General features: G+C 48.6%; 19 protein-coding genes. 13 read left to right on the top strand and 6 right to left on the bottom strand.

Going from position 1 to position 22924, the window contains the following annotated elements; translation table 11 throughout:
• Positions 1-59: 59 nt before the first annotated feature.
• Both ACOJUO_RS03225 and trmL read left to right on the top strand, forming a co-directional pair.
• Positions 60-1082 carry a hypothetical protein gene (locus ACOJUO_RS03225; protein WP_422138884.1) on the top strand — a complete coding sequence of 341 codons (1023 nt, stop codon included), beginning with the start codon at positions 60-62 and terminating at the stop codon, positions 1080-1082.
• Between the two features lie 510 nt (positions 1083-1592).
• Positions 1593-2057: a tRNA (uridine(34)/cytosine(34)/5-carboxymethylaminomethyluridine(34)-2'-O)-methyltransferase TrmL gene (gene trmL / locus ACOJUO_RS03230; protein WP_422138885.1), complete on the top strand. Its 465-nt coding sequence runs from the start codon at positions 1593-1595 to the stop codon at positions 2055-2057.
• A 100-nt stretch (positions 2058-2157) separates the two neighbouring features.
• Here trmL and secB read toward each other — a convergent pair whose 3' ends face one another.
• The 3 genes from secB to ACOJUO_RS03245 all read right to left on the bottom strand — a co-directional run bounded on the left by secB (position 2158) and on the right by ACOJUO_RS03245 (position 3494).
• Complete coding sequence (gene secB, locus ACOJUO_RS03235) at positions 2158-2622, bottom strand: protein-export chaperone SecB (RefSeq protein WP_422135315.1); 465 nt, start codon at positions 2620-2622, stop codon at positions 2158-2160.
• A gap of 138 nt (positions 2623-2760) precedes the next feature.
• Complete coding sequence (gene grxC / locus ACOJUO_RS03240; RefSeq protein ID WP_422135316.1) at positions 2761-3012, bottom strand: glutaredoxin 3; 252 nt, start codon at positions 3010-3012, stop codon at positions 2761-2763.
• Positions 3013-3077: 65 nt separating this feature from the next.
• Entirely contained in the window at positions 3078-3494 is a 417-nt protein-coding gene (locus ACOJUO_RS03245; RefSeq protein WP_422135317.1) for a rhodanese-like domain-containing protein, read from the bottom strand.
• A 445-nt stretch (positions 3495-3939) separates the two neighbouring features.
• Here ACOJUO_RS03245 and gpmM point away from each other — a divergent pair, with 445 nt between their 5' ends.
• Complete coding sequence (gene gpmM, locus ACOJUO_RS03250; RefSeq protein ID WP_422135318.1) at positions 3940-5469, top strand: 2,3-bisphosphoglycerate-independent phosphoglycerate mutase; 1530 nt, start codon at positions 3940-3942, stop codon at positions 5467-5469.
• A 61-nt stretch (positions 5470-5530) separates the two neighbouring features.
• On the opposite strand, the gene ACOJUO_RS03255 is transcribed toward gpmM, so the two are convergent.
• Positions 5531-6151: an FKBP-type peptidyl-prolyl cis-trans isomerase gene (locus ACOJUO_RS03255; protein WP_422135319.1), complete on the bottom strand. Its 621-nt coding sequence runs from the start codon at positions 6149-6151 to the stop codon at positions 5531-5533.
• Between the two features lie 227 nt (positions 6152-6378).
• On the opposite strand from ACOJUO_RS03255, the gene ACOJUO_RS03260 reads away from it, so the two are divergent.
• The 4 genes from ACOJUO_RS03260 (at position 6379) to ACOJUO_RS03275 (ending at position 11751) form a co-directional block, all read left to right on the top strand.
• A complete protein-coding gene (locus ACOJUO_RS03260) occupies positions 6379-7815 on the top strand; it encodes a hypothetical protein (RefSeq protein ID WP_422138886.1) in 1437 nt (478 codons plus the stop codon).
• A 197-nt stretch (positions 7816-8012) separates the two neighbouring features.
• A complete protein-coding gene (locus ACOJUO_RS03265; protein ID WP_422138887.1) occupies positions 8013-8318 on the top strand; it encodes a HigA family addiction module antitoxin in 306 nt (101 codons plus the stop codon).
• Positions 8319-8604: 286 nt separating this feature from the next.
• Positions 8605-10044, top strand: a complete 1440-nt coding sequence (locus ACOJUO_RS03270; protein ID WP_422135322.1) for a hypothetical protein — start codon at positions 8605-8607, stop codon at positions 10042-10044.
• A 261-nt stretch (positions 10045-10305) separates the two neighbouring features.
• Entirely contained in the window at positions 10306-11751 is a 1446-nt protein-coding gene (locus ACOJUO_RS03275) for a hypothetical protein (protein WP_422135323.1), read from the top strand.
• Positions 11752-11790: 39 nt separating this feature from the next.
• Here the strand turns inward: ACOJUO_RS03275 and ACOJUO_RS03280 are convergent, their stop codons facing one another.
• Positions 11791-12801: an MBL fold metallo-hydrolase gene (locus ACOJUO_RS03280; RefSeq protein WP_422138888.1), complete on the bottom strand. Its 1011-nt coding sequence runs from the start codon at positions 12799-12801 to the stop codon at positions 11791-11793.
• 183 nt (positions 12802-12984) lie between these two features.
• Here ACOJUO_RS03280 and ACOJUO_RS03285 point away from each other — a divergent pair, with 183 nt between their 5' ends.
• Positions 12985-14133 carry a murein hydrolase activator EnvC family protein gene (locus ACOJUO_RS03285; RefSeq protein ID WP_422135324.1) on the top strand — a complete coding sequence of 383 codons (1149 nt, stop codon included), beginning with the start codon at positions 12985-12987 and terminating at the stop codon, positions 14131-14133.
• 307 nt (positions 14134-14440) lie between these two features.
• Positions 14441-15925: a S41 family peptidase gene (locus ACOJUO_RS03290; RefSeq protein WP_422138889.1), complete on the top strand. Its 1485-nt coding sequence runs from the start codon at positions 14441-14443 to the stop codon at positions 15923-15925.
• An 86-nt stretch (positions 15926-16011) separates the two neighbouring features.
• On the opposite strand, the gene ACOJUO_RS03295 is transcribed toward ACOJUO_RS03290, so the two are convergent.
• Positions 16012-16506, bottom strand: coding sequence for a hypothetical protein (locus ACOJUO_RS03295; RefSeq protein WP_422135326.1), 495 nt, complete (start codon positions 16504-16506; stop codon positions 16012-16014).
• 301 nt (positions 16507-16807) lie between these two features.
• On the opposite strand from ACOJUO_RS03295, the gene focA reads away from it, so the two are divergent.
• The 4 genes from focA to ACOJUO_RS03315 all read left to right on the top strand — a co-directional run bounded on the left by focA (position 16808) and on the right by ACOJUO_RS03315 (position 22703).
• Entirely contained in the window at positions 16808-17695 is an 888-nt protein-coding gene (gene focA, locus ACOJUO_RS03300) for a formate transporter FocA (RefSeq protein WP_422138890.1), read from the top strand.
• A gap of 298 nt (positions 17696-17993) precedes the next feature.
• Positions 17994-19373 carry an MFS transporter gene (locus ACOJUO_RS03305; protein WP_422138891.1) on the top strand — a complete coding sequence of 460 codons (1380 nt, stop codon included), beginning with the start codon at positions 17994-17996 and terminating at the stop codon, positions 19371-19373.
• A gap of 133 nt (positions 19374-19506) precedes the next feature.
• A complete protein-coding gene (gene parE, locus ACOJUO_RS03310) occupies positions 19507-21396 on the top strand; it encodes a DNA topoisomerase IV subunit B (RefSeq protein ID WP_422138892.1) in 1890 nt (629 codons plus the stop codon).
• A 323-nt stretch (positions 21397-21719) separates the two neighbouring features.
• Positions 21720-22703 carry a transposase gene (locus ACOJUO_RS03315; protein WP_422138893.1) on the top strand — a complete coding sequence of 328 codons (984 nt, stop codon included), beginning with the start codon at positions 21720-21722 and terminating at the stop codon, positions 22701-22703.
• Positions 22704-22924 lie beyond the last annotated feature (221 nt).

Genomic DNA, 22924 nt, shown 5'->3' on the forward strand with positions numbered 1-22924 from the left:
TGAACTTTTTCCCAGCGAGGAACTCAGAATGAATATGATTTATTTAAAGGGAGTCGATAATGGATCCACTAACCACCACACAGCAACAACCGGGCCTGAGTACTGTCTCACCTGAAAACAAGCCCTCTGCTGACATTGAATCGTCAAAGTACCTTCCTGACGCCAGTAACGCAGAAACAGGCAGTGAAACATCTCTTGTAAGCCGAAAAACAGAGCTGGCTCCTGAAAGCCTGTTGAAGGGTGCTCCTTTACCTTTGTACGTAAGTAAGTTTGCTAAAGACAATATGCTGCTTCCTGCTGTATTGAACACACCTGCGACTTCCTCCTTACTCAGGCCACTGGTTCAGTCACAGCAAACCGGTCAGCTGCCTAAGTTGACAGCGGCTTTATCTACGGCCGGCTGGGCTCCAGCCATAGCCCGCACTGTTACTCGTTATGCGATTGCCGATACGGTTCGAACAGTATCTGCGCAATTGCTTTATGGCGTGTCTTCTACAATGGAGCTGCCTGAAGACACCCAGGGTAAAGCTAATTTTGCAGTCAACGGCACTACTGCCACACTAATGACAGTAGCCAGCCAGCCTTTTGCAGCGATGCAAATTAAACAGCAGATGAGAGATCGCAATGTAAAAAAAGCTCAGGAATCTAAAACTATTCTGCAACGAGGCTTCAAAAGAACGCTAACATCGCATTTTCGAGGAGTTACAAGCAATTGCCTTTCCGCTCTGCTGATGTTTTCGATGGATTCAATGGACAGGCAGCAGGTAAAACGACGGGATGAAGGGAAGCTTGGTGATTTTGAAATGAGGGCAACACAGTTTGGTGTGGGTGCAACAGTGGGTTTTATCAATAATATTCTCAAAACCCACGCCAATGGCCGGATACTGGGCAAAACCCATCAGGAGATTTTCAGACAACTGGCTGCTACTGCCGCTAAAAACCCTAAGGTTTTTGTTGCCCAGTTAGCTTATGCAACGGCCATGGGAGGTGTCTCCAATCTGATGTGGAGCGGCACTCTTCAGGCACTGACTGCTACCCATGAAAAGGTTGCTGAATATTACGCTTCGAAAGATGAAACCTAAGTCCGCACTTCCTCCGGGGTGAGGTGAGATGGATTGAGCATACATTTCATCGAACACGCCAGAAAAGCAACAGCCATCAAGATAATCCTGAAAAACCCCTGAAAAAATAGTATTATCCCGACAGATTTATTGGGGCAAGAAATTTTCTTTCGGCCCTGACAAGCTTTACTAGTATTAAATTGTGTAGCTTCCAAGGCAGAGCAGTATTCGAAGCGTGTATCAGCAAACCCTCAGGAAATTTAAAGAGGCTTCTGAAGATGAATCTGTCACCTTACGACCAATGCCGCTGCGATGAAAAACAATGTAGCGTCGGACGCAGCTGTAACATTGTTGCTCTCCTGTTAACCATGGTTCTGATCTCAGGTCTGGCTCAGGCTTCTGTCTGAAAGGTTAACAACCGTTTCTGTATCCATCGCCTTTAAAGATGTAGTGATGGGTATAGATTCACTCACAACCCAAGCTAAAAGCCTTATAATTCCACCTCGATGTACTGAATCAGTTCCCTCCAGCATGCTTGATATCGTTCTCTACCAGCCAGAAATTCCTCCCAATACAGGGAATATCATCCGACTCTGTGCCAATACAGGTTTTCGCCTGCATCTGATCAGGCCTTTGGGTTTTGATCTTGATGATCAGCGTCTGAAAAGGGCCGGGCTGGATTACCATGAGTACGCCAATTTGCAGATTCATGATCACTATCAGGACTTTCTTCAAACAGTGAAACCCAAAAGAGTTCTGGCTTTGAGCACCAAAGGTACCACCCGCTACTCGAAACATGCCTTTGAACCCGGAGATGCCTTGATGTTCGGCCCGGAAACCAGAGGCCTGCCAGCCGATATTTTGAATAGCCTGCCAAAGGATCAGGTACTGCGTTTACCAATGTTGCCTGGAAGCAGAAGCCTGAACTTATCCAATACTGTGGCCGTTATGGTTTACGAGGCCTGGAAGCAGCTGGAATTTATTGGGGGTGAGTGAGAGAAGAGTGTGCCGGTCAACGCCCGGCACACTCTATTTATGAGCTATCTATTTATGAGCTATCTATTTATGAGCTATCTATTTATAAGCTATCAGTCCGTCAGTTAACGGTAGCTTCCTGCTGTTCACGCGCCTGCAGGTAGAGGGCGTCAAAATTGACAGGTGCCAGCATCAGCGGAGGGAAGCTGCCACGCAGAACCAGGTTATCAATGGCTTCACGTGCGTATGGAAACAGAATGTTCGGGCAGAAAGCACCCAGAGTGCGGTGCAATTCCTCATCACCCAATCCTTTGATGAGGAAAACTCCCGCCTGCTGAACTTCAGCCAGGAAAGCCGTTTCTTTCTCTTCTTCAGTGCCGTTCTGGACAGTAATGGTCAGAGACAGCACGACTTCATACATGTCATCGTGCAGCAGACGGTTAGTGGTGTTCAGATCCAGCTTAACTTCTGGCTGCCACTGCGCCTGAAACATTTCCGGAGACTTTGGCGATTCAAAGGACAGGTCCTTTACGTAAATACGCTGCAGCGCAAACTGCGCCTGATCTTGCTGCTGATTCTCAGCCATTATCTTTTCCTTAAAAACATCGGTTCTAAATTCGCTTCCCACTTATTAGTGGGGATAAAAATACCAGTATCAAGTCTGGTAACCAGCTACTTTCAAAAACGGGCTCGATCCCATGAAGCTTCAGGATACGAGTCCATTTTACTTCAGCAAGTCGTCCAGTCTGCCAGCAGATTCCAGAGCATACAGGTCATCACAACCCCCCACGTGGGTGTCTCCGATCCATATCTGGGGAACTGTGCGCGCACCTGCCTTGCGTGTCATTTCCTGACGGACATCGGGCTTACCGTCGACGCTGATAGTCTGGTAGCTGACCCCTTTGCTGTCCAGCAGCCTGAGCGCCTGATGGCAAAAGGGGCAATAAGCAGAAATATAAAGGGTAACCTGAGCCATCTGTTTTCCATTGTTGCTGACAATGATTCACTCGTCTATCCGGGAGTGAATCATTCTCTGTTAATCTACTTCTTAACCAGAGGGAGACTATCGGCCGTCCAGGTGCCAATACCACCTTTCAGTCGGACAACCTGCTCAAACCCGGCGTCTTTCAATTGCTTGCCAACGGTACCAGCATGCTGCCCCATGGCATCGACGATAACAATCGGCTTGTCTTTGTGTTTGTTCAGCTCGCCGATACGCTCAGCCACTTTGCCATAGGGCATGCTCACGGCATCAACGATATGACCTTTGCTAAAGTCGGTTTTTTCCCTGACGTCAAGTACTATAGCCCCCTGGTGGTTAATCAGCTGAGTCACTTCCTGAGAACCGACGCTCTGTCCGCCCTTACGCATCTCGGTAAAGAGCAGTGCACACACCAAAGCCACCAGAGAACCCACCAGCAGAGGGTGGTTGCCTATAAATTCAATAATCTGTTCCATACCGAACCAGTACTAATATGCCTTAACGAGGGGAAAACAGCTTACTGTCTCTCTATTTAAGGAGAGAACCGTGCCAGTTTTCGTAATTATTTTCCTTGAGGCGACAAGTATACAGGCTGCTAAATAGAGTTACGACTGTGTGAACTAAAAGTGCTCGCTAGTAAATGTCAGCATAACAGGTTGTGTACACCCCTCTGAAAGCAGAGAAAATCAGGCTTTGGCGAAAACAATTGTTCTATTCTGCAAATTGTGAATTTCTATCTATCTGTCTCTGGAAACCAGCCGTAAAGCAGGTAGAATTCATGGCCTTCACCTCTCAAAACAGTCCTGAGCCAAAAATGCTGCTCAACCCGGTTTCTGAGAATAGCTGCAATGTTCGCAAAAGCAGTATTTCAAAGACACTATTTTGACCACCATTTTGGCCTTTATGCCCAAGGTTTGATCCATGACTGACAAGCGCAAAACCACCGCCCTGATCATCCTCGATGGTTACGGTTACCGAAAAGAACCTGATTCCAACGCTATCCTGGCTGCCAATACACCGGTCATGGACCGACTCCAGAAGGAGCATCCTTTCAGTTTTGTCTCAGGCTCCGGTATGGATGTGGGCCTGCCCGATGGTCAGATGGGTAACAGCGAAGTCGGCCACATGAACCTCGGTGCCGGTCGGGTGGTTTACCAGGACTTTACCCGTATTACAAAGTCCATTAAGGACGGTGACTTCTTCGAGAATAAAGCATTTACAGACACTATCGACAAAGCTGTCTCAGCAGGAAAAGCGGTTCACATCATGGGACTGTTATCTCCTGGCGGTGTTCACAGTCACGAAGATCATATCAACGCCATGGTGGAACTGGCTGCCAAACGAGGCGCCAAAGAAGTCTATGTTCACGCATTTCTGGATGGCCGCGATACGCCACCACGCAGCGCCGAAGCTTCTCTGGCAAAAGCCGACGCTCTCCTGAAGGAAAAAGGTATTGGCAGAGTGGCCAGCCTGATCGGTCGCTATTACGCAATGGATCGTGATAACCGCTGGGAACGAGTCCGGGAAGCCTATGACCTGATGACTCTGGGCAAAGCAGACTTTTCTGCCAAAACTGCTGTAGAAGGACTGCATGCGGCTTATGAGCGTGATGAGAACGACGAATTTGTAAAAGCTACCACCCTTGGTGAAAGCCCGGCCACCATCAATGACGGTGATGCGGTTCTGTTCATGAACTTCCGTGCCGACAGGGCCCGTGAAATCACCCGCGCCTTTGTAGAAAAAGATTTTGACGGTTTCCCACGCTCCAAACAGCCCGCAATGGCCGGATTCGTGATGCTGACTCAGTATGCTGCCAACATCGATACGATCTGTGCCTACCCACCGTCAGAACTCCCTAATACTTTGGGTGAATACATAGAAAAGCTGGGTAAAACACAGCTGCGTATTGCCGAGACTGAAAAATATGCCCACGTCACCTTCTTCTTCAGTGGCGGCAGGGAAGAGCCTTACAAAGGAGAAGAAAGAGTTCTGGTTGCTTCACCCAAAGTAGCCACCTACGACCTCAAGCCTGAAATGAGCGCTCCGGAAGTGACTGAAAAACTGGTCGCTGAAATCAAGAGCGGCAAGCATGACCTGATTGTCTGCAATTACGCTAACTGCGACATGGTGGGTCATACCGGCGTTTTTGATGCCGCTGTGAAAGCCGTGGAAGCCGTCGATCAAGCCATTGGCAGAGTTATTGCCGCGCTGGATGAAACCGGTGGTCAGTGTCTGATTACCGCCGACCACGGTAACGCTGAGCAGATGGTTAACCCTAAAACCGGTCAGGCTCACACAGCCCACACCTGCGAGCTGGTCCCTCTCGTTTACTTTGGACCCAAAGCCATTGACTTGAAAGACGGTATTTTATCTGACATTGCCCCTACCCTGCTGGACCTGATGGGTCTCGAGCAACCTGAAGAGATGACCGGTAAGTCGCTGGTGGGCTGATGCTTCCAGAATATTGGCAAAACAGGACTGGGAGCAGGACGCTGCCAGTCCAGAGCTGTTGTCAGGAGACAGCCAGCAGCTCAACTTCGAAGACCAGAGTTGCATAAGGGCCAATAGCACCACCTGCACCCTGGGCACCGTAAGCCAGATTGTATGGAATAAACAGTTTCCATTTGGAGCCGACGGTCATCAGCTGCAGGGCTTCTGTCCAGCCTGCAATAACGCCGTTAACGGGGAATTCGATAGGCTCACCTCGATCAACAGAACTGTCAAACACAGAACCGTTGAGCAAAGTACCATGGTAGTGAGTGCGAACAGTGGAGTTGGGTCCCGGCTTTTCGCCATTCTCATCACCGGCTACCAGCACTTCGTACTGCAGGCCTGATTCAGTAACAGTAACCTCCTCACGCTTGGCATTTTCAGCCAGGAACTTTTCACCCTCAGCAGACAGCTCCTTGGCTTTCTCGGCTTCCCTGGCCTGGATGCGCTGATGCATTTCATTGAACGCTTCCTGCAGAGCAGAATGCTCAACGGCACTTGGAGCCCCATTCAGGGAGTCAGCCAGACCGGCCAGAACGGCATCGATGGACAGACCTTCAACAGGATTGCTGGCCAGCTGGTCGCCCATTTGACGGCCAATACCATAGCTTACGCGCTCTTCGACACTTGTATATTCGGACATTGAATTATTCACTTTGGGTGAAACAGGTGTAAGCGATTCACATCGCTCAAGCTGACGCCACAAGCCTGCCTTTTCAGTATTCTTACGGCGAAAGGAAGCCATTGTACCACGAACCTGCCCGACTTAAGACTTAAAACCATAAAACAAGAATGTCGACAACAGCGGAACTAAAAGCCTGAAACTCCTGTCAAATCTTCAGTCTTTAACAATTTTATAAGGAGTAACTCATGATTATCAGGAAAATGCTTATTTTGTTCGTGGCCGTGTTATCCATAAGCTTTAGTGCCATCCTCCAGGCTCAGGAAGAGCTGGTCTATGTACTCTGGAGCCTGGATTCCCGTGCCGAAATGTATCTGGTTCAGCGTCTGGACAATGAAAAACCCAGAGTTCTGGTCTCGATCAAGCGGGACATGTACATCGACGATGCGTATCTGGACCATGTTGGGAACATTGCTTACAAACGAAGCCGCACCGACATGATGAGGGGGGATTATGACCCCTCCCGAAACGCTGTGGCTGTGGCCAGAAAAATGGCCCGGGAAATGCTTGCAGAGCAGAAGTCGGTATTGGCCCAAAAGGGGATAGATCCTGCAAAAACACCCATTTCGTTCCTCTATGCAGTGGCTGGCTTTGATGCCGTCACGGCCAAAGAAGGAGATCTACGACACATCTTCTATGACCCACAGGATGCTATCGTCGTTCAGGAACATGCAGAAAAAGCCATTAAGGAAACCTTTCAAAGTAGCGGAATAGCTCTGACAGACATCAGGACTACCCACCATACCGCATTGATCGGGGAAGCTATGAAACTGATGAACGCAGAAGATGAGCTGTTCGTTTTTAAAACCACCTACGATGTGGTCTGTTCTATGGAGCAGGGCGAGTTAAAAGCCCTCGATATGAAAATGCTGTACAGTGATGACTTGAAGCGTGCCGCTGAAACCCCTGGCACGCCAATGATGATTCCCAAACCCGTTCCCAGTGGCGGCGTTCACAGCATCGGAGCCTACGCCAGTGACGATTTTTTTGCCAATACCGAAACAAGGTGCAAAGGCACTTTAACGGCATGTAAGGCAAAGAGGACACAATGGAAAGAGAAACTGGCACAACTGGAAGAATCTATCTCTCTCCAAGAGTATCGAGAGATGAATTCAGAATTATCTGCCTGCAAAGCCGATTTAGAGACCTGTCTGAGAGAAGTGGAACTGATGCCAAGCCGCCAGTATCTGAAACAACACATTGATCCAGAGGCGTCAGACACTGAATTCTTTGACCGTTATTCGCAACGCAAGAGAAATAATGAGCTGGGCCACAAAATCCTGTTGCTCAGACTGCTGGATGCAGAAGAAGCGCCAATAACTCTCAGACAGTGGTATGCTGCTCAAATGAGAGACTGCATGCACCCCACTCTGAGACAGATAAAGAAACGTGCTGCAAGCATGATTGCCAGAGCGGCAGAAAAGGGAAAATCCAATCCGCCCAATGTCTACTTTCTGGGGGAGCACGCCGAAATCATCGAGACTGATTTTGTCAATGTCATCATCACAGAGCACCTTAAGGCGTGGGGGCTGACCTACTCTTACATCAACAAGCAGGAGACTGATCAATTGATAGTGGCTGGAGCTCTGAGGGTTATCGACTCACTCCGTCAGGCTAATCACTGAGCCCGATAAGCGGGAGAGGTGCTATAAAGCTCTTCCGCGTTATTCCATTCGAGTCAGTTTTCTTTCCCTGTCCAAAGCCCATAATCTGAGTCTTAATCGCTTGGTCCATGTAAACGGGCCCTGGTGCATCACCTTTGAGTTTGAAGGGCAGGATGCAATCAGAGTTGATTATGAGCAGTACCACTGAGGAAAAAATTATGTCTAAGAGAATCAGAAGCAGAAAGCCGACCCATCCCGGTCAGATTGTAAAAATGGATGTGCTTGAGCCTTTGAATTTTTCGGTCGCAGAAGCGGCAAAAGTTCTGAATGTTTCCAGAAAGCACTTATCCGCTTTCGTGAACGAACGAATACCATGCAGCAAGGATATGGCCAAGCGGTTGGCTATTGCTCTGGGTACCTCTGTAGATGTATGGCTCGGAATGCAAAATGCTCTGGATATTTGGGAAATGGAAAACAGTAATGATGAGTGTTATCAGGCCGTAGGAAAACTGGCTAACGGCTGAAACGAATTCTGCACAGTCATCCACTTACGCGCTCTTCGACACTTGTATATTCGGACATTGAATTATTCACTTTGGGTGAAACAGGTGTAAGCGATTCACATCGCTCAAGCTGACGCCACAAGCCTGCCTTTTCAGTATTCTTACGGCGAAAGGAAGCCATTGTACCACGAACCTGCCCGACTTAAGACTTAAAACCATAAAACAAGAATGTCGACAACAGCGGAACTAAAAGCCTGAAACTCCTGTCCAATCTTCGAGTCTTTAACAATTTTATAAGGAGTAACTCATGATTATCAGGAAAGTGCCTATTTTGTTCGTGGCCCTGTTTTCCATAAGCTTCAGTGCCATCCTCCAGGCTCAGGAAGAGCTGGTCTATGTACTCTGGAGCCTGGATTCCCGTGCCGAAATGTATCTGGTTCAGCGTCTGGACAATGACAAACCCAGAATTCTGGTCTCGATCAAGCGGGACATGAGCATCGACGATGCGTATCTGGACCATGATGGAAACATTGCTTCCAAACGAACCCGCAGCGACATGGAGAGCGGTAATTATGACCCCTCTAGAAACGCTGTGGCTGTGGCCAGAAAAATGGCTCGGGAAATGCTTGCACAGCAGAAGCCGGTATTGGCCCTAAAGGGGATAGACCCTGCAAAAACACCCGCTTCGCTCCTCTATGCTGTGGCTGGCTTTGATGCCGCCACGTCCAAAGAAGGAGATTTACTGCAGGTCTTCTATGACCCACAGGATGTTATCGTCGTTCAGGAACATGCAGAAAAAGCCATTAAGGAAACCTTTCGGAGTAGCGGAATAGCTCTGACAGACATCAGGACTACCCACCATACCGCATTGATCGGGGAAGCTATGAAACTGATGAACGCAGAAGATGAGCTGTTCGTTTTTAAAACCACCCACGATGTGTTGTGTTCTATGGAACAGGGCGAGTTAAAAACCGTTGATATGAAAATGCTGTACAGGGATGACATAGAGCGTGCCGCTAAAACCCTTAGCATGCCAATGATCGCTGCCAAACTGCCCCTTCCAAGTGGCAGCGTTCACAGTATCGGGGCCTTCGCCAGTGACGAGTTTTTTGCCAATGCCGAAACAACATATTGCGAAGACACTTATACGGCATGTAAGGCAAAGCAGACACAATGGAAAGAGAAACTGGCACAATCAGAAGAATCTATCTCTCTCCAACAGTACCGGGAGATGGATTCAGAATTATCTGCCTGCGACGCCGATTTAAAGGCCTGTCTGATAGAACAGCGACTGATACTAAGCCGCCAGTATCTGAAACAACAAATTGATCCAGAGGCGTCAGACACTGAGTTCTTTGACCGCTATTCGCAACGCAAGAGAAATAATGAGCTGGGCTACAAAATCCTGATGCTCAGACTGCAGGATGCAAAAGCGCCAACAGCTCTCAAAATGTGGTATGTTGCTCAAATGAAAGACAACATGATACCCACTCTGAGACAGATAAAGAAACGCGCTGCAAACATGATTGCCAAAGCGGCAGAAAAGGGAATATCCAATCCGCCCAATGTCTACTTTCTTGGGGAGTACGCCGAAATCATCGAGATTGATTTTGTCAATGCCTTGTTCAGAGAGTTCCTTGAGAATTTGGGGCTGAAGTACTCTTACATCAACAAGCAGGAGACTGATCAATTGATAGCGGCTGGAGCTCTGAGGATTATCGACTCACTCCGTCAGGCTAATCGCTGAGCCCGATAAGCGGGAGAGGTGCTATAACGCCCTTCCGCGTTATTCCATTTGAGTCAGTTTTCTTTCCCTGTCCAGAGCCCATAATCTGAGTCTTAATGCTTTTGTTCACTACCCCCCCCGATGGGTTGTACCACGAACCTGCCCGACTTCAGACTTAACACCATAGGTATTGATAAAACAAGAATATCGACAACAAAGGAACTAAAAGCCTGAAATTCCTGTCTAAACTTTGAGTCTTTATGAATTTGTAAGGAGTAATTCATGATTATCAGAAAAGTACCTATTCTGTTCGTGGCCCTGTTTTCCATAAGCTTCAGTGCCATCCTCCAGGCTCAGGAAGAGCTGGTCTATGTACTCTGGAGCTTGAATTCCCGTGCCGAAATGTATCTGGTTCAGCGTCTGGACAATGACAAACCCAGAGTTCTGGTCTCGATCAAGCGGGACATGAGTATCGACGAAGCGTATCTGGATCATGTTGGGAACATTGCTTCCAAACGAACCCGCACCGACATGAAGAGCGGTGATTATGACCCCTCCCGAAACGCCGTGGCTGTGGCCAGAAAAATGGCCCGGGAAATGCTTGCAGAGCAAAAGCCGGTATTGGCCCAAAAGGGGATAAATCCTGCAAAAACACCCGCTTCGTTCCTCTATGCAGTGGCTGGCCTTGATGCCGCCACGGCCAAAGAAGGAGATGTTCTACACATCTTCTTTAACCCACAAGATGTTATCGACATTCAGAAACAGGCAGAAACTGCCATTAAGGAAACCTTTCAGGATAGCGGAATAGCTCTGACAGACATCAGGACTACCCGCGATACCGCATTGATCGGGGAAGCTATGAAACTGATGAACGCTGAAGATGAGCTGTTCGTTTTTAAAACCACCTACGATCTGGTGTGCTCCATGGAGCAGGGAACCTTAAAAACCGTTGATATGAAAATGTTCTATAGAGATAGCAAAGAGGATTTCAGAGATAGTTTCAAGATGCCAGTAATGAGGGTTCCCAAGCCACGCAAGCCCCCCAAATCCATTCCCAGTGGCAGCGTTCACAGCATTGGCGCCTTCGCCAGTGACGAGTTTTTTATCAATACCGAAACAGATTGCAAAGACAATTTACAGACATGTCGGGCAAAGATGAAACGATGGGAAGAATACAAGTCTGACCAACAGTTCCAGGAGATTACTTCAGATGCATATGCTTGTCTTGAAGGAACAAAAACCTGTATGGAAGAGCTGAAACTGCAAGCAGACAAGATCGCTGCCTACTTCTATCTGAAGCAAAATATTGATTCAGAGGCATCAACCTCTGAGTTCTTTGACCGCTATTCCCAACGCAAGAGAAAAAATGAGCTGGGCCATAGAATCCTGTTACTCAGACTACAGGATTCAGAAGCGCCAGTAGCTCTTAAAGAGTGGTATGTTGACCATATGAAAGCCACCATGGAACCCACTCTGAGAGAGATCCAGAAACGTGCTGCAGGCATGATCGCCAAAGCGGAAGAAAAGGGAAAATCCAATCCGCCCCATGTTTACTTTCTGGGAGAGTACGCCGAAATCAACGAGATTGATTTTGTCAATGCCTTATTCAGAGAACGCTTTAAGGAATGGGGGCTGACTTACTCCTACATCAACAAGCAGGAGACTGATCAATTGATAGCGGCTGGGGCCCTGAGGGTTATGCACTCACTCCGTCAGGCTAATCACTGAGACCGATAAGCGGGAGAGGTGCTATAAAGCTCTTCCGCGTTATTCCATTCGAGTCAGTTTTCTTTCCCTGTCCAAAGCCCAACAGGCAAAATCTTCAGCCAACTCAATCTGCCCACTGAAAACCGATTGAGCTTCGCTTCTGAGTGCTTCAACCGATGAGGCAAAGTCAGACGCATGTTTTCGATAACGACCACTGATGTGAGTCAGGATGATATGACTGACTCCACCTTTTTCCGCTGCTTCACCCACCATTCTGGCGGTACTGTGCATATATTGGGGTCCGACTTTTTTCAGAACAGGTTCCGTAAAGGTGGCTTCATGCACCAGCACATCAACACCTTTCATGGCGTCTATCAGCAGATCAGGCTGGTCATTATCCCCACCAATAATAGCCACCCTGCCTGGCCGGGGCGGCTGCCTTACATCTCGAGGATGAATAACCCTGCCATCCGGTGAGGTGACACTATTGCCATTTTGCAATGCACCCCAAAGCGCTCCCCTTGGCACGCCCAACGCTTCCAGTTTGTCCTGATCCATTGATTGAATAACAGGCTTCTCTGCGAAGCGATAGGCATAGCTGGGAACGCGATGGGACAGCTCATGGGAAGTCACTTTAAAATTCTTATCCTGAAAGTGAAAACCCGATTGATCACTGCGAATAAAATTCAGTTCAAAGGGCATATTGCGAACGGCAGCACATTTGAGTGAGTGTCTGACAAAACTTTCCACGCCTTCTGGTGCACAGATTGTTAAGGGGGCTCTCCTGCCCTGCATACTGGCACTGGTGATCAAGCCTGGCAATCCAAAAATATGGTCACCATGAACGTGGGTAATGAAAATACCTGCAAGATTGGACAGCGTGTAACGGTTCTTTGTTCGCTGAGGGCTTTCTATCTGCTGAGGGCTCTTTATCAACAGTCGCTGCTGAGTTCCTTCACCACAATCAACCAGATACCAGTCTCGACTTTCATCCAGAGCCAGGGCCATTGCGGTCACATTTCTGTCTGCGGTAGGAGACCCTGCCGAGGTTCCGAGAAAAGTAAATCTCATAAAATCGTCGTTTACCTGCACAGTATTCCCAGATGGGTTATGCCGTCTTTCTGCTTTTGAAACAGCATAACACGTTACAGGGAGCGGAAAACAAATCGGAAGCAACCTGCATATAAGTATGTGAAAGCCCGATCATTCAGGGCATACTGAAACATCTACTAAAAAAATCAATGGCATTTGAGTATGAGAATCACGGCTGCAAACCTGATGTTCGCCGTAGTCCTGACTCTGTTCAATTTTATGAACAGCGGAACGGCCCACGCAGAATCCGTGGAAAAAGAATCACCCCAGACTCAGCTGGAGGCGATCAACGGGGACATTAAACATCTGAAAAAGCTGCTGGACAAGCTCAACAACGAACGCTCATCTGCCGAGAGGCACTTGCAATCTACCGAAACAGAAATAAGCCAGCTGCAAAACTCTATTCGTAAAATAGAAAAAGCTCTTGAGCAGGGGCAAGCCGACATAAAAAAGCTCGAAAGCCGTCAGCAGGCTCTGACGGCGCAGAAAAATAAAGAAAAAAGTCGCATCGCCAACAGTGTACGCTCCATTTATTTTGCCAGCCGCGACAATCGGCTGAAGTTACTATTGAATCAGGAAGATCCGGAAGAAGTATCCAGACACCTGACCTACCTGAAGCATCTTCAGAAAGCTCAGCTGGAGGCTATCGAAGCTTTCGAGAAAACGCTGACCGACATAGAAGACAACAGACAACAGCAGCAGGCTCTGAACGACAGACTGGAAAAACAGCAAGCGGACCTTACCCAAAAACAGGACCGGTTGATTAAATCCAGAAATGACCGGAAGCAGTTAATTTCCAGAATCAATGATCAATTCAAAAGCAATGACCGGGAGCTGGACTCCCTCAATCGACAAAAGCAACAGCTGCAGGCACTTCTGGCCCAACTGGCTGCCAGAAAACCAGCCAGTTCTCCTATTCAGCAGTCCAGGGGAAAACTTTCCTGGCCGGTTAAAGGTCGGGTTTTGTACGGTTTCAACCAGCAGCGACCAGATACTCGAATTCGCTGGAAGGGGATTCTTATTTCGGTAAAAGCCGGAACCAAAGTCAATGCCATACACGACGGCACTGTCATTTTTTCTAACTGGCTAAGAGGTTACGGTCAGCTGATTATTGTAGACCATGGTAATCACTACCTGTCGCTGTACGCACACAACCAATGGCTACTGAAGAAAGAAGGTGAGACAGTTCTGGCCGGAGAGGAACTGGCACTCAGCGGTCAGTCAGGGGGGCAGAACGAACCCGGAGTCTATCTGGAAATCCGACACAGGGGAAAACCGCAGAATCCAGTTCCATGGTTATCAAAATTGTAACAGAGGAATCATAAAACATCGTCCCATAAAAGATTGCAGAAACGGTGGGTTGAACCGATAAAACAGAGAGCTTTGGGTTTTCTTATCCCTTATTTTTCCGGCTGAACCTGAAGCTTGAAAGACAGTGCACAGCGCAGTCTGTTAAATAAAGCTGCCTATACTTCAGTACCGGACCACCGGGATGTCGGCCACCGGAATCGGACCACCGGAATGCCGGACCACCGGGATGCCGGACCATCCAAACCACGAACATTGCCGCAGGATCAGAAATAGCGGCATTTTCACCATAAATGTGCAGGGAGAATTCATGACAACATCTTTTTCTACTTCCCGGCAGCCGATGCCACAATGGATAAAAGCCGCTGTGCTGGCATTGGCATCCGGGTTTGCCCTGCAAGGCTGGTCAGCCCCTGTTGACCGGGGAGATAAGCCCGCCCCGGCAGCGGTTGAACCCGCCGAGTCGGAAGCCGATGACAAAGCGGCAAAGGAAGAGAAGAAAGGCGCACTGCCACTGGAAGAATTGCGTACCTTCACCGAGGCCCTGCAACTTATCAAAAGTGCCTATGTTGAAGATATAGATGACAAGACGCTTCTGGATAATGCCATCCAGGGTATGGTTTCAGGCCTGGACCCCCATTCCTCTTACCTGAAACCAGACGAATTTAAAGAACTTGAAATCAATACCTCCGGCAAGTTTGGCGGACTGGGTATCGAAGTCGGAATGGAAAATGGTTTTATCAAGGTCATCGCTCCTATTGATGACACCCCGGCCCAGAAAGCCGGTGTAAAGGCAGGCGACCTTATCATCAAGCTGGATGACACTTCCGTGAAAGGTATGACTCTGATGGAGTCTGTCGATAAGATGCGTGGCAAGCCCGGAGAGCCTATCAAGTTAACGATAGTTCGTGAAGGGGCGCCCAAACCCATTAACCTGGTTGTCAAACGCGACATCATCAAAGTACAGAGTGTCAAGTCCCGGGTTCTGGAGGATGGCTATGGTTACATTCGCCTGAGCCAGTTCCAGTCTGAGTCTGACAAGGAGCTGGTTGAACACCTTAACAAACTCAAAAAATCTCAGAACGGGAAACTGAAAGGTCTGGTACTGGATCTTCGAAATAACCCCGGCGGTGTTCTTCAGTCAGCAGTGGGAGTTGTAGACGCCTTTATCAAAGAAGGACTGATCGTCTACACCAAAGGAAATATCCCCAACTCTCAGCTCAGCTTTAAAGCCAGCAAAGATGATCCTTCCGAAGGTATGCCCCTGGTAGTGCTGATCAATGGTGGTTCAGCATCGGCTTCTGAAATCGTCGCTGGAGCCCTGCAAGACCATCACAGAGCCGTTCTGGTCGGCACCGAATCTTTCGGCAAAGGCTCCGTTCAAACCGTACTACCTCTGAGAAATAATAAAGAGAAAGGTCTGAAACTTACTACGGCTCTCTATTACACGCCCAATGGTCGTTCAATTCAGGCCGAGGGTATAAAGCCTGATATTTTTGTACCAAAGGCCAAAGTGACACCTGAAGAAGACGTATCCGATTACAAGGAGGCGGACTTGCAGGGTCATCTTACCAACGGCAATAAAAAGACTGAAAAAGGCAAACACAAGAAAAGCAAACAGCTCAAAGACAAGCAGAAGGACGAGTCGGGTTCTCTGGCCGAGCAAGATTATCAGTTAAGCCAGGCTCTTAATGTTCTTAAGGGCATTCATATAAATGCTACCCGGGACAAGAAAAAGCCCTCTGCATTGGCCGAAGAACCCAAAGAGGCTATAAAAACAGCAACGACTCTTTAAGCTTCGTAAAAAAACCGTCTGGAACCGTTCAGACGGTTTTTTTACAAGCCATTAAAAAACAGAAAGCCAGATGCATTCACCGCATTTCAGAACCTGAATTCAATCCCCAGACTGATGACAGGCTGATCTCTACTGTCAGACCTGGTACGTTGCAATAACGTGTTGGCTGTAGACTCCGAAACAGTGCTCTCTACCGCTTCAGGCCCTGTGTCCAGAAAAGTACCTAAGTCAACACTGAGATCGACTCGTTTTGCATCATCAAGAAGTTTTTTCCAACCGACACCGACATAGGCTTGCTGCCCTTCACCAGAAAAATAGGCCTTCCCCAGTTTCTTCGAGTCGCCCGAAAATGCTCCTGCAGAGACCCTGAAGCCACTTTCAAAGGGGTAGTAATCAATCAACAGACCGTTTTTTGAAGCAGAGCTGTGAGTATCGGGAACAGAAAGACCATCACCGATCAACGAATAAGCACGAAGACCAAAAGTGTGGCTGCTTGCTGGTTGTTGGCTGCTCAAAACCTCACCGCCGGTTTCTACAGGGATAAAGTCGGCATCATCTGCCAGAGTATTTACGGAAAGCATGATGCAGACTGCGAAGATTGAAGGACCGCCGTTCATTATCCTTTCTCCGGGAATCACGATTTGGAACAGGGATCTTTCCCATATCCTCTCCGGAAAAGCCGAAGCAAGTCAACCATTCAACGAGTGAATCCTGAAAGCAACTCACGAATTCTCCTTCTGATCATCTGACTCCCATATTGATAAACTATCTTTTCTTAATGAAAAAACTTCTCACCATTTTCATCAACGATGGGTGACGAGAAATAGTTTTACTCGAAATAGCTTTACGAGAAATAGCTTCAATCGCTCATGGTCATTAAGTTTGGCCGTTCTTTCCCTTCTGGACCCCGACATGCAAACCGACAACAACCCACAATCTGGCTGCGTACCTCCTTCTGAAATTGCCCGTCTGGCAGAAGACGCCGCTGTGGGTAAAACTCAAAAGCACCCTGAAGTGACCTTTGTCCTTGCCGTTCTGGCCGGTATTTTTATCTCTCTGGCGGGCATGTTTTACACCATCGTCACCACAGGAACAGAGGGCCTGCCCTATGGTATGACCAAGCTGGTCGGTGGACTGACTTTCAGCATGGGTCTGATGATGGTCGTACTCTGTGGAGCCGAACTGTTTACCAGTAATACCCTGTTGCTGATGGGTCGCGCCACCCGTCGTCTCAACATAGCCCAGATCAGCAGGAACTGGACACTGGTCTACTTCGGTAACATGACCGGTGCCTTTTTCATGGTGGTCATGCTCATGGGAGTGAGTCAATACCAGGGCGCTCATGGTGAGGTAGGCATCAACTACATGTACATTGCCAATGCCAAAATGGGTCACAATTTCATTCAGGCCATGATGCTGGGTATCCTCTGTAATCTTGTTGTCTGTCTCACTTACTGGATGACTCTGAGCGCACGTTCTGCAGCCGGAAAAATGCTCGCTTGCACATTACCCGTCGCCTGCTTCCTGGCAGCCGGATTTGAGCACTCCATTGCCAACATGTTCCTGCTGCCTATGGGCTTGCTGATCAAAAACATTGCCTCGCCTGAATTCTGGGCAGCCACAGGCTATAGTGCTGACTCTTTCAGCAATATCACTGCCTTCAACATGATTGTCATGAATATCATCCCTGCAACCATCGGCAACATTATTGGTGGTGGTGTCATGGTAGGTCTGAGCTACTGGTTTGTTCACCTTCGCGAACGTGACTGAGCCCTCATTAAGATAAGGCTGCATTGACGCAGCCTCCCTGCTCAACCACAGTGGTCTTATATCTGGTTTTCATGACATCACCCTTATAAGACTTTAATTCGACAGGCGTTTTTTCTGAATGGTGCTACATTATTCCCTAAGTTGACTTTGAGTCTGAACAGATGAACGACAAAGATAATCTTTCGTCTCCTCCGCTGGTAAAAGATTTTTTTTCCGTAAAAACACTGCCACCTTTGTTTTTTCGGCCCCTTCTATCCTGACGTGTTCCACTTTTTCTTAAAAGTTCATGGAAGTTTTCATGAGATCTTTCCTTAAATGCTCTGTTGTCCCTGATGGCTACTCCAAAGAGCAGCACGAACGCTATTCAAGATTAAGATTGCAGATTCTGCTCGGGGCTTTTCTATCTTATTCGGCCTATTACCTGGTTCGGAAAAACTTTGTCATGGTCATGCCCGACCTGATTTCAGAAGGCTACAGCAAATCTGAACTCGGAATGGCGCTATCAGCGCTGGCCCTCAGTTATGGAATCAGCAATCTGGCCATGGGATATCTGGCAGACCGTATTGATGTCCGTAAGTTAATGCCTTTGTGCCTTCTGGGCTCGGCGATACTCTCTCTGGTTCTTGGCTTTTCACCATTGCTTCAGTTCCCGCTGATAATGATAGTGATCACCCTGGCCCTCAATGGCTGTATACAGGGTTCAGGATGGCCATGCAGTGCCAAACTGATTGCTCACTGGTTCGTCAGGCAAGAGCGTGGCACAGCCATGAGCATTTGGAACCTGTCGCATAATGTCGGCTGCGGCCTGCTGGGGCCCATTGCCATATTGGCAGTAACACTCTTCGGTAGCTGGCAAAGCAAGTTCTTCGTTCCAGCTTTTATAGCCATCATTATTGCCATACTGGGGTATCTGCTCTTACGGGACAGACCTTCTCAATGTCAGCTACCGTCGCCTTCTGCGGAATTGCCGGAAGAACTGGAGATAGAACGACACAAGACGTCCTTTGTCCGAACGCTTCAGCTGTTCGGCCAGCATTGCCTGACTCTGCCACCGCTCTGGATTCTGGCCGTCGTGAACGCCTGCACTTATTTCATTCGTTACGGTGTTATTGATTGGGCTCCAGTCTACCTGACAGAAACCAAAGGCTTTAGCTTCAACGCCTCCAGCTGGGCTTTCTTCGCTTTTGAGTACGCCGCTATTCCCGGAACCCTTATTTGCGGCTACGTGAGCGATAAGCACTTCAAAGGCAAGCGTGCTCCCATGAATGCACTTTTTATGGCACTGGTACTCATTTCGGTCATTGCATACTGGAACTCACCACCGGGCGACACCACTCACGCCGTACTCTCGCTGATCTCCACCGGCTTTTTAATCTACGGCCCGGTCATGCTGGTACACGTTCATATTATTGATCTGGTACCTTTGCCCTTTGCAGCCACTGCGGCCGGTTTCTGTGGTCTCTTTGGCTATATTTTCGGAGCCACTTCCGCCAACCTGTTACTTGGAAAAGTACTCGACCTCTACGGCTGGGATGCCTGCTTCCAACTGCTAGCCGGTGCCAGCTTCCTGGCTCTGCTATTGCTTTTACTGCTCTGGCTATGGGAAAACAGGCACCCTGACCCTACGTTCGAGTTCAGCCCGACCACACCGCAATCCATGACCCTTTCATCAAAATAAAAAAGGTCTTCCCTGAACTAAAATCCCGAGAACAAATACCCATAACAATGATAAGGTGCTCTCAACACTGACTAACGCCAAGGCTTTAGGTACACTTATGAGTTAACGCGCAATCAGACCCAACAAGGATTTCATGCGTAACGACTATACAGCGGAAGCCATTGAGGTACTCAGTGGCCTGGACCCGGTTCGCAAACGTCCGGGCATGTACACAGACACAACCCGGCCCAACCATTTGGCTCAGGAAATCATCGACAACAGTGTCGACGAGGCGCTGGCCGGGTTTGCCAGCAAGATCAAGGTTATCCTGCACAAGGATAACTCTCTGGAAGTCACTGATGATGGCCGGGGTATGCCCACGGATATTCATCCGGAACACGGAATAACCGGCATAGAGCTGATCCTGACCCGGCTGCACGCCGGTGGTAAATTCTCCAACAAGAACTACCAGTTCTCTGGTGGTCTGCACGGAGTGGGGGTATCGGTTGTTAACGCACTGTCGACACGTCTTGAAGTCACTGTTCGCAGAGATGCAAAAGTCTCCCTGATTACCTTCAGGGATGGCTACAAAGACCAGGATCTGCACGAGATCGACACCTGTGGACGTCGCAATACCGGCACGACAGTTCGTTTCTGGCCCGATGCCAGCTACTTTGATTCAGCCAAATTCTCGGTCAACAAACTCAAGCACGTACTGCGTGCCAAAGCCGTACTCTGCCCCGGCCTGAACATCGAGTTTGTCGATCACCACACCGGCGATACCGATGAGTGGTACTACGAAGATGGCCTCACCGACTACCTGAAAGGTTCGACCCGGGAATACGAAACCCTGCCACAGGAACCTTTCACAGGTTCACTGCAGGGTGAAAAAGAAGCGGTAGACTGGGCAGTACAATGGCTTCCTGAAGGTGGTGAATTGCTGACAGAAAGTTACGTCAACCTGATTCCAACTCCCCTGGGCGGGACACACGTCAATGGTTTAAGAACCGGCTTGCTGGAAGCGATTCGCGAATTCTGTGAATTCCGTAACCTCTTACCTAAAAGCGTCAAACTGGGCCCGGACGATATCTGGGAAAACTGCTCCTACGTTCTCTCAGCCAAACTGGCTGACCCGCAATTCTCAGGTCAAACCAAAGAACGTCTGTCCTCAAGAGAATGCGCTACCTTTATTTCCGGCGTTGCCAAAGATGCTTTCAGTCTCTGGCTGAACCAGCACCATGCAGAGGGTGAGCTGCTGGCAGAACTGTGCATCAATAACGCCCAGAAGCGGATGCGCAAGTCCAAAAAAGTAGCCCGTAAAAAAATCACTCAGGGACCTGCCCTGCCCGGAAAGCTGGCAGACTGTTCAAGCCAGGATTTGAATTACACCGAATTGTTCCTGGTCGAGGGTGATTCTGCAGGGGGCTCTGCAAAACAGGCCAGGGATCGTGAATATCAGGCGATTCTGCCACTGCGCGGTAAAATCCTGAACACCTGGGAAGTGGATTCGAGCGAAGTACTGGCCTCTCGTGAAATTCATGATATTTCTGTAGCCCTGGGCGTTGACCCCGGTTCAGACAAACTCGACGGTCTGCGCTACGGTAAAATCTGCATCCTGGCGGATGCCGACTCTGATGGTCTGCACATTGCCACGCTACTCTGTGCACTGTTTGTACAACACTTCAGAGCTTTGGTAGAACAGGGACATATCTATGTAGCCATGCCTCCCCTTTACCGAATCGATGTCGCCAAAGAAGTTTACTACGCTCTCGATGAAGCAGAAAAAGAAGGCGTTCTGGAACGAATCAGGGCCGAAAAGAAACGGGGCAAAGTCAACGTACAGCGTTTCAAGGGTCTGGGTGAAATGAACCCGTTACAGCTTCGTGAAACCACCATGTCTGCCGACACTCGTCGTTTGGTTCAGTTAACGCTGGAAGACTTTGAGCTGACCCATGAAGAGATGGACATGCTACTGGCCAAAAAACGGGCTGGCGATCGCAAGAGCTGGCTGGAGGCTAAGGGGGATTTGGTGGAGATTTCCTGAGTGTGGATTTTTAGGTAAAGATTACTTAAACAACCAGAGTGTGCTTGAGATCTGTTTTGGAGGTTGGCAGTCAACCTCTAATAACACCTACCGATGAAATATTCATAATGATACCGTTCCAACCATTACACGATGGACGCCAATAATGAACGAAGCCATGATCAATCCGGAGATCGTCCATTGGGCCCGGGAGCGTGCCGGGATGGCTCCTGCTGATCTGGCGAGAAGAAAAAAAGAAAAAAAGACACCCATAAATTTGCTTTCCCATCCACCTGGTCTACTTTTTCACCCAACACTGATTTTTTACCCAGACAGGTGAGTTCATGGCTCAGGCCCGCAATACTCTGATTGACCCCGGCTCAACGCCTTATTACCACTGCATGGCAAGATGTGTTCGTCAGGCTTACCTCTGTGGAGAGAACCACCTGACTGGCAAGAACTACGAGCATCGCCGCCAATGGGTGGTGGATAAACTTCAGGAACTGGTTTCAGTCTTTGCTATCGAAGTTTGCGCTTACGCTGTCATGTCGAATCATTATCATGTGGTTTTGCACATCAATCAGTCATCTGCCAGGAGCTGGTCACGGAATGAAGTGCTGCATCGTTGGACGACCTTGTTCAGAGGTCCACCTCTGGTGCAAAGGCATCTGGCCGCTGACAAACTGGGCAGCGCTGAATTGGCCCGTATTGATGAATATGCTGAGGAATACCGGCGTCGTTTAACGGATATCAGCTGGTTTATGCGCTGCCTGAATGAACATCTTGCTCGTGAGGCCAATAAAGAAGACGAGTGTAAAGGACGCTTCTGGGAAGGTCGTTTTAAAAGCCAGGCATTGCTGGACGAAGCAGCCTTACTGACCTGCATGACCTATGTTGACTTGAATCCGATTCGGGCTGGAAAGGTGGAAACACCGGAAGCATCAGACTACACGTCGATTCAGGAACGCGTGGAGCAGGTTACACATTCTGAGACTAAAAAGCAGCCGCTGACCCTGAAACCTTTTTGTTCGCAGGGCCAGAATACGGACGTTGCCCTTCCCTACCTTCTTCACGACTATCTGGAACTGGTTGACTGGAGTGGTCGCATTGTCAGAACAGATAAGAAAGGTTCCATCCCGTCGCATATCCCTCGTATTCTTGAAAGACTGGAAATTGATCCGGATGAGTGGCTGAAAACCATGCAATGGAATAATCGTTTTTATCGGGCAGTTGGCCGTCTGGAGGCGATGAAGGCTTATGCAATTGAAGCCGGACAGAAGTGGCTTCGAGGTTTAAATGTCTGTAGTCGTTTGTATATGATAGGTTAGCGTAGAAGTCAGTTAAGACGTCAAAGACCCTCTCTTTATCTCTCTTCGACTCATGTCGGAATGAATTTGCATTGTCTGAATTATGGCTTGAACAGCCTCTTTTCGTTGGATGGCGATGTGTGGCTCGATGATACGCTACTTGAAGATAGATTTTCTGATCCTTTTTGGGAATACAATTTTTGAATGTCTTGTTTTTATTTTTATGGGTGTCTTATTTTTTT

The organism is Endozoicomonas sp. ALC020 (assembly GCF_049275935.1).
Lineage (GTDB): Bacteria > Pseudomonadota > Gammaproteobacteria > Pseudomonadales > Endozoicomonadaceae > Endozoicomonas_A.

Coding starts and splice junctions, on each gene's coding strand:
- ACOJUO_RS03225 (WP_422138884.1), top strand. CDS start 60: ATGGATCCACTAACCACCACACAGCAACAACCGGGCCTGAGTACTGTC.
- trmL (WP_422138885.1), top strand. CDS start 1,593: ATGCTTGATATCGTTCTCTACCAGCCAGAAATTCCTCCCAATACAGGG.
- secB (WP_422135315.1), bottom strand. CDS start 2,622: ATGGCTGAGAATCAGCAGCAAGATCAGGCGCAGTTTGCGCTGCAGCGT.
- grxC (WP_422135316.1), bottom strand. CDS start 3,012: ATGGCTCAGGTTACCCTTTATATTTCTGCTTATTGCCCCTTTTGCCAT.
- ACOJUO_RS03245 (WP_422135317.1), bottom strand. CDS start 3,494: ATGGAACAGATTATTGAATTTATAGGCAACCACCCTCTGCTGGTGGGT.
- gpmM (WP_422135318.1), top strand. CDS start 3,940: ATGACTGACAAGCGCAAAACCACCGCCCTGATCATCCTCGATGGTTAC.
- ACOJUO_RS03255 (WP_422135319.1), bottom strand. CDS start 6,151: ATGTCCGAATATACAAGTGTCGAAGAGCGCGTAAGCTATGGTATTGGC.
- ACOJUO_RS03260 (WP_422138886.1), top strand. CDS start 6,379: ATGATTATCAGGAAAATGCTTATTTTGTTCGTGGCCGTGTTATCCATA.
- ACOJUO_RS03265 (WP_422138887.1), top strand. CDS start 8,013: ATGTCTAAGAGAATCAGAAGCAGAAAGCCGACCCATCCCGGTCAGATT.
- ACOJUO_RS03270 (WP_422135322.1), top strand. CDS start 8,605: ATGATTATCAGGAAAGTGCCTATTTTGTTCGTGGCCCTGTTTTCCATA.
- ACOJUO_RS03275 (WP_422135323.1), top strand. CDS start 10,306: ATGATTATCAGAAAAGTACCTATTCTGTTCGTGGCCCTGTTTTCCATA.
- ACOJUO_RS03280 (WP_422138888.1), bottom strand. CDS start 12,801: ATGAGATTTACTTTTCTCGGAACCTCGGCAGGGTCTCCTACCGCAGAC.
- ACOJUO_RS03285 (WP_422135324.1), top strand. CDS start 12,985: ATGAGAATCACGGCTGCAAACCTGATGTTCGCCGTAGTCCTGACTCTG.
- ACOJUO_RS03290 (WP_422138889.1), top strand. CDS start 14,441: ATGACAACATCTTTTTCTACTTCCCGGCAGCCGATGCCACAATGGATA.
- ACOJUO_RS03295 (WP_422135326.1), bottom strand. CDS start 16,506: ATGCTTTCCGTAAATACTCTGGCAGATGATGCCGACTTTATCCCTGTA.
- ACOJUO_RS03305 (WP_422138891.1), top strand. CDS start 17,994: ATGAGATCTTTCCTTAAATGCTCTGTTGTCCCTGATGGCTACTCCAAA.
- parE (WP_422138892.1), top strand. CDS start 19,507: ATGCGTAACGACTATACAGCGGAAGCCATTGAGGTACTCAGTGGCCTG.
- ACOJUO_RS03315 (WP_422138893.1), top strand. CDS start 21,720: ATGGCTCAGGCCCGCAATACTCTGATTGACCCCGGCTCAACGCCTTAT.